We start from the raw sequence: 14,875 nt of genomic DNA, 5'->3' as shown, positions 1-14,875 counted from the left end.
CCGGCCTTCAGCACAGCGCCGCCCTCACCCGCCTGGTAACCGGAGCCCTCACGCCCTCGATCGGCGTGTCATCCCATCTGCCAGCACGTTCCCGTCACCAGGCCGACAGCTTGCTGCGGAAGTCAGGCACAGCTCTTCGCGGAGTCACCCGCTGCGGCGGCTGCAACCTGGCAGGCGGTCGAGCGGCGCTCCGCGACTGGACCTCGCCGGTCACGGCACCGGGCAACATGCTCCACAGGCCGTGGCACGGCTGCCCGGTAGACCACTGCCACCGCAGGTCGACTGCGCCGATCGCCAGCCCGGATCCGCCCTGCCCACGCGGCTCCCGACGACACCGACGTCGTCGGACACCGACCCGGCCTTCAGCACGCGGGGCGCCCGGGAGGTGGATGCAGCGGTCGCTGCCGCCGCGACGGTCATGCCCCTCCCGGCGCTGCCTCCGGGTCGACCGAGTTCACGAGTCGGTGTCGGTCGACCCGATGACGCCATCCCGGGTCAGCAGCGTGAGCTCCTCCCGGGTGACGCCGAGCTGGCCCAGGACGGCATGGGTGTGCTGGCCGACGATCGGCGCGGGACCGCGCGGCGAGATGTCGGCACCGCGCACCCGCATCGGCGGCCGCACGGTACGGAACCGTCGTCCGTCCGCTGCCTGGATCTCCGGAAAGAGACCGTCGGCGGCGGCCTGCTCGTCGGCGGCGAACTCCGAGACGGTTGATGCCGGGCCCCAGATGAAGCCGCGCTCGTCGAAGAGCGCGCACCACTCCCGGAGTGGCCGGGTCGCGAAGACCTCGTCCATCAGCCGCGTGAGCTCGGGCATGTTCGCCGCCCGGGCGCCCCAGGTGGCGAAGCGCTCGTCCTCGATCCACTCCGGGCGGCCGACGGCCTCGCAGAACCGGGGCCACCAGTGCGGCTCGGGCATGAACAGCAGGATCCAGCGGCGGTCGGCGCAGCGGAACCCGCCGTGCAGGGCGTGCGGCCGGGCGATCCGGCCCTGGGGCGTCGGGGTGATCCCGTCGATCAGTGTGGCCGAGAGATCGCTGGACATCGTCCAGGCCGCGGCGGCCAGCAGGCTGACGTCCACGACCTGGCCCTGACCGGTGGCCTCGACCAGCCGCAGCGCGGCGAGGACGGAGCCGAACAGCGCCAGGGCCGCAGTGTGGTCGCCCTGCGCCGGACGCAGCCGCGGTGGCGCCGGGTTGTCGGGCTCGCTCATCGCGTCCAGGACGGCACCCCGGCCGAAGAAGGCGGTGAGGTCGTAGCCGGGACGGGCGGCGTCGGGGCCGCCGGGTCCGTAGCCGGTGAGAGTCGCGTGCACCAGCCGCGGGGCGAGCTCCAGGAGGGTACCGGCGTCGAGCCCGTACTTCGCCTGCCGGGCCGGCAGCAGGTTGCAGATGAACACGTCGGCGCCGGCGGCCAGCCGGCGCACCAGCTCGGCACCCCGGGGCTGGTTGATCGCGACGGCGATGCTGCGCTTGCCGCGGTTGTCCAGCTGGAAAGCGGCATCGATCGGTGCCTGCCCCTCGGGCACCCGGGGCTGCCGCGTGGCGCCGCGCATGGCGTCGCCGCGCAGGGGTTCGACCTTGACGACGTCGGCGCCCATGTCGGCCATCATCGCGGCGGCGCCGGGGGCGGCCATCCAGTTGGCCACTTCGACGACCTGGACTCCCTCGAGTGGTGCGACCACGACCCGCTCCTCCCCCGGCCTGCGCCGGCCCGAGCTCCGTGCGGCTACCGCCGGGCGGCGGTCAGTCCGTGAGGTAGTCGAAGACGCAGCGGGCCCGGCCGAGCGTGAGATCGGTGAGGATGTGGCTGGCCGAGACGATGTCGCGCACCGGCAGGTCGGCCAGCGGGGCCAAGGCGTGCTCGAACAGCTGCAGCCGGGCCGGGCCGTGCCAGGCGCCGTGCACGGTGATGTCGGTGATCTGGCTGCGGGCCAGCTCGAGGATCCGCGGCCGGCGGTCGTAACCGGGCAGCATCTTCAGCGCGTAGGTGGGCCGTCCGATCTCGGCGCGGGCCTCCTCCTCGCTCATCGGCGCGTGCTTGTAGCCCATGGTCGCCGTAGCCACCCGCAGGGTGCCGTAGTCCAGGGTGCCGACGAGTGTGTCGGAGTCGACGTAGAGCCGCGGCGTGCCGGACTTCTTGGGGAAGGCGCTGATCTCCCGGCCGCTGGCGATCGAGGCCAGGCTGTCGACGTACATGGCGTGCAGGTAGTCGGCCGGCTCGCCGTCGTGCTCGACCTGTAGCACCTGCCCGGACTCGGTGAACGAGCCCAGCCCCGTGACATCGGGCATCCGCATGACCTCGAACCGGACCAGCGGATCGGCGACGGACAGCGGCTCCGGCACGACCGCCCGCATCGCCTCGGCATCGGTCCGGTAGAGGATGTTGAGGTACTCCCGACCGGTGAACCGGTAGCGCCCCGACGGGTAGGCCGGCGCGCCGATCGGGGTGGTCGGCAGCCGGCGGATCTCGTCGACGTTCACCGCGGCGTCTCCTGCCGCGCGGCGTCCCGGGCCGCGATGACCGCCAGTTGTGCCCGGTCGCGTGTCTCGGTCAGTTGCTCGTAGGTGCGGTCCCGGAAGCGCCGTTCCACCTGGCCGCTGATCAGCTCGACGGTCGGCTCGTCGAGCTCCGGCTGCTCGACCACCTTCCACCGGCGGGCCATGCCCGGGCCGAGGTGTTCGAGGAAGTGCCGCATGCCGCCCGGGCCGCCGCCGAGGTGGAAGCTCTCGAACGGCCCTGCCGTCGCCCAGCGGATACCGATCGACTCGGTGACGATCTCGTCGAGCTCGGCGGCGCTGACCACGCCCTGGCTGACCAGCCACACGCACTCACGGAACAGCGTGGACTGCAGCCGGTTGGCGACGAACCCGTTGATCTCCTCGTGCAGGACGACGGGCTTCTTCCCGATGCTGCGGTAGAGGGCGACCGCCGCGTCGACCGCCCAGTCCGCGGTGCGCTCGCCCGGGACGACCTCCACCAGCGGCAGCACCTCGGGCGGGTTGAACGGGTGCCCCACCACGAGGCGCTCGGGGGTGCGCATCTCCCGCGCCAGGTCGCTGGGCATCAGCGCCGACGTCGACGAGGCGATCAGCGCCCGCTCGGGCGCCGCCGCCTCGATCCTGGCGAACAGCTCCTGCTTGAGCGGCAGCCGCTCGGGAGCGTTCTCCTGGACGACGTCCGCGCCGGTGACGGCCGCCTCGACGTCGTCGACCACGTGGATGCGCTCGAGCAGGGCCTGCAGGTCGCCCACCCTGTCCGGCTGGACGCGCGCGTACTGCCGCGCCGCCTCCTCCACGTCCCGGGCGATCCCTGGGCGGGGGTCCTGCACCCGGACCGTCATGTGGTGCACGGCGAACAGCACCGCCCACGACAGCCCGATGGTGCCCGCCCCGATCACCGCGACACAGTGCTCGGTCCGGTCCACCCCGCCCCCTCGAAGTCGGGTCTGTGACCTGCGTCATTCGACCACACCCACGAGGCGACAGCGACCGCTGCGCAGCCCCTCCGTCCTGGCGCTGCCCGCGGGCGGCGAGGAGGCGGTCACCGCCGTCCGGCTGTCTGCCGACGACCCGCGCACGCTCGTCCGCGCCGCCCGGGAGTGGCTGGCCGGCCCGGTCGGCGCCCCCGAACCCGCCACCTGACCGCCGACGGTCCGGGCGCGAACGCGCTGTGCGGCCGTCCGGTGGTCGGCGCCCCGCTCTCCGACCTCCACTTCGCCGCGGGCCGACGCGACGAAGCCCGGTGCCTCGTCGCCCTGCCCGTCGGACGGTCCGAGACGTCCGTGCACAGGTCGGCCCGCGGCCGGTCGACGCCCGACCAGGGTCTCCGTCAGCCGGTGATGCGGTCGCGCAGCAGGTTCTTCTGCACCTTGCCGGTGGAGGTCTTGGGCAGCTCCCCGTAGAGGAACCGCTTCGGCACCTTGAAGCCGGCAAGGCGGGACCGCACGAACGCGGCGAGCTCCGCGTCGTCGACCTCGGCGCCCGGGCGCAAGGCCACGCACGCCACAGGGATCTCCCCCCACTTCTCGTGGGATGCGCCCACCACCGCCGACTCCAACACCGCGGGGTGGGCGTCGAGTGCCCGCTCGACCTCCACCGAGGAGATGTTCTCTCCGCCGGAGATGATGATGTCCTTGCTCCGGTCGCGGATCTCGAGGTAGCCGTCTGGATGGACGACGGCGAGGTCGCCGGTGCGGAACCACGCGGCGCCATCGGCGCTCCCGACGAGCGTTGCGGCCGCCGTGGCCTCGTCGTCCAGGTAGTAGCCGCGCATGACGTCGTTCCCGCGGGCGACGATCTCACCGATGGTCTGCCCGTCGGCGGGGACGTCGGCGCCGTCGTCGGTGACCACCCGCAGCGGATCTGCGATGACGTTGCCCGTGCCCTGCCGAGCCTTGAGCTCGGCCTGCCGTTCCGCCGGGAGATCGCCCCACTCGGGATGCCACTGGTTGATCGCCAGCGGACCGTAGGTCTCGGTCAGTCCGTACAGATGGGTGACCTCCACGTTCAGCTCCGACATCCGCGCCAGCAGCGTCGGCGTGGGGGGTGCACCCCCGGTCTGGACGTGGACCCGCACGTCCAGTGGGCCCGCCGCAGCCTCTGGCGCATTGGCGATCATCGTGAGGACGGTCGGCGCCGCGCTGAAGTGGGTGATGCCCTCCGTGCGCAGCAGGTGCCAGATCCGGGAGGGATCGACGCGAGGCAGGCACACGTGCGTCGCGCCGGCCGCCGACACCGCCCAGGGGAAGCACCACCCGTCGCAGTGGAACATCGGCAACGTCCACAGGTAGCGGCTCGACGGGCCCAGCCCGGTGTGCATCGCCATGGCCAACGACTGCAGGTGTGCGCCGCGGTGGTGGTACATCACGCCTTTCGGGCGACCGGTCGTGCCGGAGGTGTAGTTGAGCGCCAGCAACCCGCGCTCGTCCTCGCAGGGGCGCGCGAGCGGTCGGGCGTCGGCGAGCAGCTGCTCGTACGCATCGGTGTCGCCCCCGGCGACGACCAGCGGGATGCCGACCGCGGAGGCGACCTCGGTCGCGGTCCCGACGAGCTGGGCATCGGCGACCAGGAAACGGGCCCCGCAGTGCCGCAGGATGTGCTCCAGTTCCTCGGCCGAGAGCCGCACGTTGAGCGGGACGAGTACCGCCCCGGCCCACGGCACCCCGTTGTGCAGCTCGAGCATCGCCGAGCTGTTGCTGCACAGCGCGGCAACCCGGTCGCCGGGGAACACCCCGCTCGCGGCAAGGGCACCGGCCAGGCGATGCGATCGGTCGGCGAACTCCCGGTAGGAGAACCGGCGCTCGCCGTCGATGACAGCCGTGCGGTCGGGGAACACCCGGGCCGAGCGCTCCAGGAAGGCCGTCGGGGTGAGCTGGCTGAACGTGAAGGGGGCCATGGCACACCTCCGCGGTGCCCCGGAGTCGTTGCTCAGGGCCGTGTGTACCCCGGATGTCGCGCCCGTCACCACCACCGAGGCTGGAGCTCCGCGCAGGTCGTCGTAGCAGTGCGCGCATGTGGCGTGTCGTCCCTCGGACACCGTCCGACGTAGGGCCCGCGGTCCGCGAACCGAGGGCCTTCGTGTCCACGGGTTCTCAACCCTGCGCCCGGGCCTCCTGGCCGCGCGAGCGTCGACTCGACCAGGGGCGGGCCGTGACGGGCGTCTCGAGTCACGCCACCACGCGCGCGGGCGGGTGCGAGACCGGCTCGGGCTCGGCGACGATCCAGGCCGTGCGCCCGTGGAGCGGCGGTGTCTTCGTGCCGTCGGTGAACCACACGACGACTCCCCCGTGTGCCTTGCAGCGCGAGCGCACGACTCGAACCTGGCCCCCCTGCCTGGTCCTGGTCGGCCGGACCAGGGGGAGGCCGAAGTCCGTACCGACGACGTTGGTGGTCAGGACCGGCTCCCCGGCGGGCAGGTTGGACGTCGAGACGGTGGTCATCGCAAGCCTCCTGGGCATCGGGCCGACCGGACGACCAGCCTCAGATGCTCACTCTTCGGCGGTGCGGTCAGCCACAGACGTACGAACACGTGTTCGATTGTGCGCCCAGTGTGCGACAGATGCCGGTCCCGTTCACCGAACGGCGCGAGGACATCGGCTGCCCTAGTGGCGCGCCACGTCCCGACCGCATCGGCCTCGGCTTCCCGCCCCGCGGAGTCTCGGGGGATGGTTGGCCGGGCACCGAGCCTCCGGGCCTCCGGTGGCGCCGTGGTCGGCAAGGGGTGCCAGGGCCCGACACCGCAGCCGCTGGACCCGGTCAGCGAACACCGCCGTCGTCCCCTCCCGGCGGCAGACCTCCGCCAGATCGCGGAGCAGGATCACTGCCGTGTCGTAGTCAGCACCCGTACGCCGCTCGACCAGCTCGAGGACTTCCTCCCATGCCCGCTCCTGCCGCCCCGCGAGCTCGGTCAGGTGGTTCTCGTGAGCGCGTTCGGCGGCGCGACGCCGCTCCGCGTCCCGCCGCGTGGCCTCCTCCCGAGCCGCACGCTGCCGATCCTCGCGGCGCCTCCGGGACTGCGCGGGCAGCTCTTCCGCCGTCCGGCCGCCGACGTCGCCGGTACCTGACGGTGTGGCAGCCCGACGACAACCGGCCAAGAGCTCCGTCCGCATCCTCGGCCCGTCGCCTCGGGCGACCCGCAGCAGCGCGTCCTTGCTCTCCGCCGGTAGCTGCGCCAGCCAGGCGGGCAGCTCCGTGAGCGTGTCGTCGACGCTCGAGGGAGCGCTGCGCTCCGCGGCGACGGTGACCAGGTCGGTGTCGATGCGCAGGAAGTCGGCCTGCGCCCAGGGCTGCGCTCAACCGACCGAGTCCCGGCGGGACGGGCGGTTCGACTGCGTCCTCGTCGACCTCACCGTTGCAGACCGCGAGCAGCCAGCCCGGGTAGAGCAGCCGCAGGTCCCCGGCCATCAGTTCGGCGCGAACCGGGACGATCGAGGCCGGCAGGCCGGAGCCGTCGGGCCATCCCTCGGAGCGTTCGCCTCCATCCTCCTCGCTGAGCAGATCGATGACGACGTACCCGCCGGTCGTCCATGCGGTCGAGAGGTCGCCCACGAGACACCGCTCCGCCACCGCCGTGGCGGAGGAGCCGAACACCTCGACAGGCAGCCGGAACGCCAGCCGGCGCGTCCCCCGGTCGGCGAGGTGGAGGAACGCGTCGAAGTAGCCCTCGACCAGCCGGCGCGGATCGTCCTCCAGGTCACCCCACTGGTCGGTGTTGACGAAGCTGGTGGGCGTGATCAGGGCTCGGGTCGAGATCGCCCGCAACTCGGCCTGCTCGTCCAGGGTCGGCGGCTGGTCGATCGCCACGAATTCGTCGTACTGGTACTCGCTCATCGCCGGCAGTCCTCTGGCCTCGTCGACGTCGATCCGCCGGCGAAGCGCCCGCCAGCCGACGGTCGCGGACCAGGCAGCGTCCCATGAACGCACGACCCGCACCGAGGGGTCGGCCGGCAGCCGTTCCCGATCCGGCCACGGCCGGACCGGTCTGGTGTCACCGCACGCGCATCGGAAGCCGGGTGAAGCCACTGCCGGGGTGGATCGCCCGAACCGCTTCCTCGTCGGGGTCCAGGTCGAGCCAACTGGTCCCGTGCAGCAGCTCCTCGATGAGGACCCGCAGTTCCAGCCGCGCCAGCGGCGCACCGGGACAGACGTGGATCCCTGCGCCGTACAGCAGGTTCAGCCCGGGATCACGATCCAGGCGGAACTCGTCGGGGTCGCCGAACACCCTCTCGTCCCGGTTCGCCGACGCCCACAGCAGCGTGAGGCGTTCACCGGCTGGCAGCCGTTGGCCGCCGACGTCCACGGGGCGCGTGGTGATCCGGCGATTGGCGATCAGCGGCGGGTGGATGCGCAGGATCTCGTCGACAGCCGGGCCGATGAGCCCCGCGTCGGTGCGCACCCGGTCCTGTACGTCCGGGTGGGCGGCGAGGTGATGGGCGACGATCCCCACCGAGGCGCTGATGGTGCCCAACTCCCCGACGGTCCAGTTCCGCAGGATGGAGACCAACTCGGGGTCGGTGAACGGACGTCCGTCGATGCGCTCCCCGAGGAGCCGTGTGGTCAGGTCGTCCGGCGGCGGGTCGGTGTCCCGGCGGACCCCGAGCAGCTGCGTGATGTACCCGTCGAACTCGACCGCGACCGCCGCCATGGCCTCACGATCACGGGCCAGGGTCGCCTCCCGGTTCCGCGCTGTCCACTGCAGCAGCGGCTCGGTGAGCTCCTCCGGCCACCCCAGGTAGGCCGACTGCACCCGGACGGCGAACAGCTCGGCGAACCCGGACATCATCCGGGCCTGCCCACCGCGCGGCAGTGCTGCGACCAGCTCGGCGGCGATCCGTCGGCACGTCGGCTCGAAAGCCCCGACGAGCTCAGGGGTGAAGTACCCGTCGATGATGTGCCGACATGCAGTGTGCTCGGGCGGGTCCATCCCGTTGGGCACGTTCAGGTGCGTCGACACGGCGCTGGAGAACCGGCCGGGGTCGTGGAGGACCGCGACCACGTCGGCGTGACGCAGCACCGACCAGCCCAGGTAGTCGCTGCGGGCCATCGTGGCGGAGGCCCGGAGTGCGTCGTACGCGCCGATCTGGTCGGCCAGTACCTCCGGTGAGCGAGGGTCCCAGTCCCCGTGCGGGTCTTCCGTCATGGGTCCACCTCCGGCGCGTTGGAGGCCCTGCCCGCAACCACCGTCCTGGAGCAGTTCGCGGGTGGGCCATCCGCGTGCTCGACGACAGCACGATCCTGCCCACCTGCTGACCACGGATCCAGTCGGGGCTCGAGGTGTTCCGGTCGGACGAGACGGTCGAGCTGGTCCGGAAGCCGTCGTCGGTGACGGACCTGTACGACACCTGGCACGTCGTGGCGCCCTGGTGGAGGTCCGCCGGGAGGGCGCCACGCCGCACCTCTCGCGGCTCTCGACGGGACCGGCGACCTCCGGACGTTGCGTGCCACGGCCGTCGACGACACATGGCTCGACGACACATGGCTCGACGACACATGGCTCGATGACCTGGCGCCCGCCGAGAGGGCCCGGCTGGTGCACGTCGACCTGATCGGCGGACGCGTGACGCTGCGGCACCCGCTGATCGGGTCGGCCCCCGTGGAGCTCTCGGCCAGCGGTGAACGTCGGCGCGCGCACGGTGCCCTGGCCGATGTGCTGGTCGACGAGCCGGAACGGTGCGCCTGGCACCTCGCCGAGGCCGTGGTGGGCCCCGACGCCCGGGCCGCGGACCTCCTGGAGTCGGCGTCGCAGCGCGCCCGCCGGAAGGGGGACGTCGTCTCCGCGGTCGACGCCCTGCTCCAGGCGGCTGCGCTCACCCCTGCCGGCCCGGACCGGGCTCGCCGGCTGGCCGAGGCCGCGTTCGTGGGCGCGGACACGACCGGGAGCTGGGCAGGGTCCCGCAACTGCTGCTCGAGGCGCGCGCCGCCGCTCCGGAGACGGGTGGGTCCCTCGAGGTCGCGGTGGCCGCCGCCTCCCACCTGCTCCACGGCGAGGGGGACGTCGAGACCGCGCACCTCGTGCTCGTGCGGGCCATCGAGCACGCGCTCGGCTCCGGCTCCACCGCCGCGGCGGTCGAGGACGCCCTGCACACCCTTCTGCTCGTGTGCCACTTCGGCGGCCGCGACGAGCTCTGGCCCCCCTTCGACCGCGCCCTCGGCGCGCTGCAGCCCGACGTCCCTCCGGTCCTGGCCGTGTCCAGCACCGCGTTCGTCGACCCCGTCCGCGCGAGCTCTCCCGTGCTCGACCGGCTCGACGACCTCATCGCGGCGGCCCACTCCGAGGTCGATCCCGCCCGCATCGTCCGGGTCGGCATCGCCGCCTTCTCCGCCGATCGGCTCGCCGACTGCCGTTCGGCCCTGCGCCGGGTGGTCGAGGACGGGCGGCGGGGTGGCGCGGTCGCCTCCGCGGTCAACGCCCTGGGGATGCTGTGCCACGAGGCGTTCGACGGCGGTCGCTGGGAGGGAGGCCCAGCAGACCGCCGACGAGGGCACGCGGTGGGGCGAGGACCTGGGGTACCGGCTCATCTCGCTGCCCGGCGTCTACTGCTCGGCCCTCCTGGCAGCCGCCCGGGGGACGACGCGACCGCGCGCGCTGGCGGCGGACCTGGTGGCCTGGTCCGTGCCGCGGGGGGTGCACCTGTTCGAGGACTTCGCCTCCCGTGTCCGCGGGCTGGCCGCCCTGGGACGGGGCGACGTCGAGCAGGCCTACCGGCAGCTGACCGCCGCCTCCGAGACCTTCCGCGTGCTCGGCGCCCGGCTGTGGGCGACCCGGGCCGACGACGAGCTGCGCGCGACCGGGCTTCCCCGCCGGTCGACCCCGGACGCGCCGGACGGTGCCCTGACCGCACAGGAGCACCGGGTCGCGATGCTGGCCGCGTCGGGGTTGTCGAACAAGCAGATCGCCGGCCGGCTGTACCTCTCCCCCCGGACGGTGGGCGCGCACCTGTACCGGGTCTTCCCGAAGCTGGGCACCACCTCCCGCGCGGCCGGGCACGTGGCCGCGCGACGGCCGCGCGTCCAGGTGAGCCGGGCCGAGCAGGAGGCCGTCGTGCAGCGGTTCCTGGCCGCGGTCCGCGGCGGCGACCTGCAGGGGCTGCTGGACGTGCTGGCTCCCGACGTCGTCGTGGTCTCGGATGGTGGTGGCGTGGTCGCTGCGGCTCGCCGTCCGATCGTGGGTGCCGACCGGGTGGGGGTCCTCCTGAGCGGCCTGGCCACGGTGGCCGATCACTTCGAGGCGATGCCGATGTGGGTCAACGGCGCGCCGGCGGGGCGGTTCGACCTCCACGGCGCGCTGGACACGGTGGCGAGCCTGGTGATCGAGGACGGCCGGATCACGCGGATCTACGCGGTCCGCAACCCGCACAAGCTGGCCCGGCTCGACGAGGAGACCGAGCTGCGCCGGTGACGGGGTGCGCGTCGGGCACGCCCACCGTGCCGACGTCCACGGCCGATCGGTGGGTCCTGTCCGTCGAACCGACAGCCGTGTGCGTGTGCCGCGGGTCGCCCCTCGGACACGGCTGATGCGCTCCCGTCGGGTGTTCCGCTACACGCTTCCTCGGGGCAGGACCCATCGGTGCTCGAAGACGAGTACCTCGGCAGCGATCTCGAAGTCGCCGTCGTAGTGCAGGATCGTCATCCCGTGCTCGGCGGCCAGCACCGCGGTCAGCAGATCGGCGATGCCCACCGCTCGATGGCGTCCGGTGCGAGCCAGCACGCGCTGCGCGTCGAACGCCCTCTGCCAGTGACCGTCGTCGGTCGGCAGGTACTCGTACGCCTCACGGCGATCGGCGCGCACCTGCTCGTACTCCGCCGGGCTCCGGGCGCTGTAGAACGCCTCGGCGTCCAGGGTGGCGCAGGTGGCCACCAAGCCGCCGGTGATGAGCGGCTCCAACCGGTCCGCGACGCCGGCCAGCCGCATCCGGGCCGCCGCGCTGGTGTCGATCAGGAACCGGGCGATCACCGCCACACGTCGGCTCGCTGGGTGGGATCCGCCATCGTCTCGAGGCCGCCCTCGCGCAGCCAGGTCACCTGCCGGGCGCGTGCGGCTGCGCTCGCCGCCTGCCGCAGGGCGGCGCGGACCGTGTCCGACACCCCGGTGGTGTTCAGCTCCCGTTGGGCTCGAGCCAGCAGCTCGTCGTCGAGGTCGATCAAGCGCTTCGTCACCGAAGGAGTCCTTCCAGCACGTATATACTTGAATTGGCTACAGTATGTGCACCTGGACGGCGGCGCGCCTCCGCGGATCGCCGCGAGCGCACGCTCGACACCGGGTGCAGCATCGGACCGGCCGGATCGATCGGACCCGGGAGGCGACGACGATGTCGGCACAGCCGGCTGCTCGAGACACCCACCAGGAGCTGGAGTTCGGGATCTTCGACTGGATCGACGGGCACCCTCGGATGACTCCGGCCGAGATCTACGACACCCGTCTGCGCGTGCTCGTCGAGGCCGACCGGGACGGGTTCACGAGGTACCACATCGCCGAGCACCACGGCACGCCGCTGGGTCTGGCCCCGTCCCCCTCGGTGTTCATCGCCGCAGCCGCCCGGGAGACCGAGCGGATCAGGCTCGCGCCCACCACCTTCATCGTCCCGCTCTACGACCCCCTGCGACTGGTGCAGGAGATCGGCATGCTCGACCAGCTCAGCCACGGGCGGTTGGACGTCGGTGTGGGCAAGGGCTCCTCCCCCATCGAGGCGGCGATGTACGGGCTGACCCCGGCCGAGACCGCCGAGCGCTTCGAGCAGCTGTTCCCCGCGGTCGTCGAGGCGATGGAGACGGGGCGCTTCCGGCGTCCGGGCGCCGGCCGGCGGCCGGACGAGGAGATCGGGCTGCACGTGCCGGTGTACCAGCGCCCGCACCCGCCGCTGTGGTACCCGACGTCCAACGCCGCCTCCGTTCCGCGGCTGGGCGACGAGGGCTACAACGTGCTCTTCGGGTTCGGCTTCGCCTCCCCGCCGCTGGAGGTGGTGCGCGAGCAGAGCCGCGTGTTCTTCTCCCACTTCCGGGAGTCGGCGGCCCGTGGCGGGGTCCGCTACGGCCTGCCGGGTCGCACGCCCCGCTTCGGGATGCTCCGCCACCTGTTCGTCGCGCCGACCGACGAGGAGGCCGACGCGATCGCCCGCCCCGCGTTCGAGGCCCACTACGAGAGCTTCACCCACCTCTGGCGCCTGCACCGCAGCGACCGGTTCACCGGTCCGGTGGACTTCGACCAGCTGGTCGCCGAGCGCAAGGTGTTCGTGGGGTCCCCCGACACGGTGGCCGCGCAGGTCGTCGAGGCGGTGACGGTCGGTGAGGTCAACTACCTCGCCGGAGCCTTCGCGTGGGGCTCGCTCGACGTGGAGCCGGTCCTCTCCTCCGTGCGGTTGTTCCGCGACGAGGTGGTGCCCGCCGTCCGCTCCGCGACCTCCGGGCGGGTCTCGCCGGCGCCGTCCGTGCCCGGATCGGCCCTCCCGGTCTGACCGACCGCCCGGTCGCCGTCCATCCCGACAGCCACGACGGGAGCCCCCGTGAACCCGATGCCGACCGCGCCCGGGAGCGTGGAGCCGGGCACGGTCGTGCTGGTGACCGGCGGCGCTCGGGGCATCGGCGCGACCCTCGGCCGGCACCTCGCGGCCGAGGGCGCGGCCGTCGTCACGGCCGACGTCGTCGAGCCGGCCTGGGACGTCGACGGCTCGGGCGTCACCCACGTCCCGGCCGACGTGAGCGACGAGGCGTCCTGGCGCCACCTGGTGGACACGACGCTGGACCGCCACGGCCGCATCGACGCCCTGGTCAACAACGCGGCCGTCTACCAGGGGCTGGGGGACAAGCGGCCGTTCACGGACATCACGGTCGAGGAGTGGGACAGGGTCATGGCGGTCAACACCCGCGGCGTCTGGCTCGGGATGCGCGCGGTTCACCCGACGATGAAGCAGCAGGGACACGGCCGCGTGGTCAACATCGCCTCGTCCACGGTGCACATGGGGGTGCCCTTCTTCGCGCACTACACGGCCTCCAAGGGCGCGGTCATCGCGCTCACCCGCAGCGTGGCCCGGGAGGTCGGCCGGGACGGCATCACGGTCAACGCGATCGCCCCCGGCCTGGTCGAGACCGAGGCCACCCGGGCGCTGAACGACGACGAGTACCTCGCGACCTCGGCAGGACGGCGGGCGGTGCCACGACGGATGGAGCCCGGCGACCTCGCCCCGGCGGTCTCCTTCCTGTGCTCCCGCGGGAGCGGGTTCATCACCGGTCAGACGCTCATCGTGGACGGCGGCGTGGCGTTCAGCTGATGCCGTACCGGATCCGCGCAGCACCCACCCCCGGAGAGGCAGACCGACGCACGGTGTGCCCGCCGGCGTGGTAGAGCTCTGTCCAACAGGCTCCCCGGGGGCGGTTCAGCGTCCGACGACTCGTCGGCGCTGCACGGTGCGCTCGGGGCCGAACCACTCCACGAGGAGCACGGCGACGACCGAGGCCGCCGCCGCGACCACGGTGCACACGATCCGCTGGACGTCGCCGACCAGCAGGCCCGACGGGGTGAACGTGAGCAACATGACCGACACCGTCACCGCCGTCGAGTACAGCCAGTACGCCGAACCGGCGAGGGTCAGCACCACGCATGCGACGGCGGCGACGACAGCCAGGACCAGGACGACGGTCTCGGAGGCGATCAGGGCGACGGCGATGCCAGCCACCGTCGCACCCACGAACGTCCCGACGATGCGGTTGGCCGCCCGTGCCCGGGTGTCCTGTGCGGCGGGCTGGAGGACGAGCGCGACGGTCAACACGGTCCACCACATGTTCGTGCCGCGGAACCAGAGGAGGCAGATCAAGGCGAACAGCCCGCACACGACCGCCAGCAGCGTCCCGTACGGGATGCTCGGCTCGACGCGCAAGGGTGCGTGCTTCCCGGGGAGGACCGCGAGCCTGACGAGCAGTACCCAACCGGCTACTGCGAACACGACGCCGGCGAGGACCGACGACGTCGTCCAGACGGTGGGCGACGGCCCGAGCCCCGCGTCGAGGCCGCGTGGATCGATGAGCAGGTGGGCGGCCAAGACGATCTGCACCGCTCCGACGGACATCAATCCATGTGGCGTCACGGCGGCGGTCGCGAAGGCGAGCAGGGCGATCAAGCCAGTACCGAGGAGGGGCAGCGCCGGGCCGGTGCCGGTGAGGAGCACGGCGACGAAGGCGACGACCGTCGTGACGACCACGGTGAGCGCGACCGCCCGCTCATCGACGAGAGCGGCGTTCAGCGCGGCGAGGTAGCCGAACAGCACGATCGCGGTGAAGGCGCTCCACGGTGAGCACGCGACAGCAACGATCGGCGCCAGCACGAGCACGGCGGCGACGACGAGCCGCCCCGCGGGCGGGTGCTGAGCCTCACTCATCGGCGC

14 protein-coding genes are annotated in these 14,875 nt (G+C 72.7%); 5 read left to right on the top strand and 9 right to left on the bottom strand.

What is annotated here, in order from left to right; translation table 11 throughout:
- Nucleotides 1-454: 454 nt before the first annotated feature.
- The 5 genes from DQ238_RS15485 to DQ238_RS15460 form a co-directional block, all read right to left on the bottom strand.
- On the bottom strand, nucleotides 455-1,684 hold the full coding sequence (locus tag DQ238_RS15485) for a CaiB/BaiF CoA-transferase family protein (protein WP_113782163.1): 1,230 nt from the start codon (nucleotides 1,682-1,684) through the stop codon (nucleotides 455-457).
- Between the two features lie 61 nt (nucleotides 1,685-1,745).
- Nucleotides 1,746-2,483, bottom strand: coding sequence for an acetoacetate decarboxylase (locus tag DQ238_RS15480; RefSeq protein ID WP_113782162.1), 738 nt, complete (start codon nucleotides 2,481-2,483; stop codon nucleotides 1,746-1,748).
- The gene (locus DQ238_RS15475; RefSeq protein ID WP_199506369.1) at nucleotides 2,480-3,427 is read right to left on the bottom strand and encodes a 3-hydroxyacyl-CoA dehydrogenase NAD-binding domain-containing protein; all 948 of its coding nucleotides are present in this window, start codon (nucleotides 3,425-3,427) and stop codon (nucleotides 2,480-2,482) included. Before DQ238_RS15475 ends, DQ238_RS15480 begins: the two co-directional genes overlap by 4 nt.
- A gap of 404 nt (nucleotides 3,428-3,831) precedes the next feature.
- Nucleotides 3,832-5,397, bottom strand: coding sequence for an acyl--CoA ligase family protein (locus DQ238_RS15465; protein WP_113782160.1), 1,566 nt, complete (start codon nucleotides 5,395-5,397; stop codon nucleotides 3,832-3,834).
- 271 nt (nucleotides 5,398-5,668) lie between these two features.
- On the bottom strand, nucleotides 5,669-5,941 hold the full coding sequence (locus DQ238_RS15460; protein WP_113782159.1) for a hypothetical protein: 273 nt from the start codon (nucleotides 5,939-5,941) through the stop codon (nucleotides 5,669-5,671).
- Nucleotides 5,942-6,208: 267 nt separating this feature from the next.
- On the opposite strand from DQ238_RS15460, the gene DQ238_RS15455 reads away from it, so the two are divergent.
- Nucleotides 6,209-6,565 (top strand): hypothetical protein, encoded by a 357-nt coding sequence (locus DQ238_RS15455; protein ID WP_147263095.1) that lies wholly within the window; start codon nucleotides 6,209-6,211, stop codon nucleotides 6,563-6,565.
- A 127-nt stretch (nucleotides 6,566-6,692) separates the two neighbouring features.
- Nucleotides 6,693-7,418: a hypothetical protein gene (locus DQ238_RS22580; RefSeq protein WP_147263094.1), complete on the top strand. Its 726-nt coding sequence runs from the start codon at nucleotides 6,693-6,695 to the stop codon at nucleotides 7,416-7,418.
- Nucleotides 7,419-7,488: 70 nt separating this feature from the next.
- On the opposite strand, the gene DQ238_RS15450 is transcribed toward DQ238_RS22580, so the two are convergent.
- Nucleotides 7,489-8,640, bottom strand: a complete 1,152-nt coding sequence (locus tag DQ238_RS15450) for a cytochrome P450 (RefSeq protein WP_113782157.1) — start codon at nucleotides 8,638-8,640, stop codon at nucleotides 7,489-7,491.
- A 1,461-nt stretch (nucleotides 8,641-10,101) separates the two neighbouring features.
- Here DQ238_RS15450 and DQ238_RS15445 point away from each other — a divergent pair.
- On the top strand, nucleotides 10,102-10,899 hold the full coding sequence (locus DQ238_RS15445; RefSeq protein WP_233495999.1) for a LuxR C-terminal-related transcriptional regulator: 798 nt from the start codon (nucleotides 10,102-10,104) through the stop codon (nucleotides 10,897-10,899).
- 138 nt (nucleotides 10,900-11,037) lie between these two features.
- On the opposite strand, the gene DQ238_RS15440 is transcribed toward DQ238_RS15445, so the two are convergent.
- Entirely contained in the window at nucleotides 11,038-11,454 is a 417-nt protein-coding gene (locus DQ238_RS15440) for a PIN domain-containing protein (RefSeq protein ID WP_113782171.1), read from the bottom strand.
- A complete protein-coding gene (locus DQ238_RS15435) occupies nucleotides 11,451-11,657 on the bottom strand; it encodes a DUF2191 domain-containing protein (protein ID WP_113782156.1) in 207 nt (68 codons plus the stop codon). Before DQ238_RS15435 ends, DQ238_RS15440 begins: the two co-directional genes overlap by 4 nt.
- 104 nt (nucleotides 11,658-11,761) lie before the next feature.
- Here DQ238_RS15435 and DQ238_RS15430 point away from each other — a divergent pair, with 104 nt between their 5' ends.
- Nucleotides 11,762-12,952, top strand: coding sequence for an LLM class flavin-dependent oxidoreductase (locus tag DQ238_RS15430; RefSeq protein WP_158550807.1), 1,191 nt, complete (start codon nucleotides 11,762-11,764; stop codon nucleotides 12,950-12,952).
- A gap of 57 nt (nucleotides 12,953-13,009) precedes the next feature.
- Nucleotides 13,010-13,765 carry an SDR family NAD(P)-dependent oxidoreductase gene (locus DQ238_RS15425; RefSeq protein ID WP_113782170.1) on the top strand — a complete coding sequence of 252 codons (756 nt, stop codon included), beginning with the start codon at nucleotides 13,010-13,012 and terminating at the stop codon, nucleotides 13,763-13,765.
- Between the two features lie 105 nt (nucleotides 13,766-13,870).
- Here DQ238_RS15425 and DQ238_RS15420 read toward each other — a convergent pair whose 3' ends face one another.
- Nucleotides 13,871-14,869: an FUSC family protein gene (locus tag DQ238_RS15420; RefSeq protein WP_113782154.1), complete on the bottom strand. Its 999-nt coding sequence runs from the start codon at nucleotides 14,867-14,869 to the stop codon at nucleotides 13,871-13,873.
- Nucleotides 14,870-14,875 lie beyond the last annotated feature (6 nt).

This window comes from Geodermatophilus sp. TF02-6 (assembly GCF_003319115.1).
Taxonomy (GTDB): Bacteria; Actinomycetota; Actinomycetes; order Mycobacteriales; family Geodermatophilaceae; genus Geodermatophilus.
This window is presented reverse-complemented; position numbering and strand designations above follow the sequence as displayed.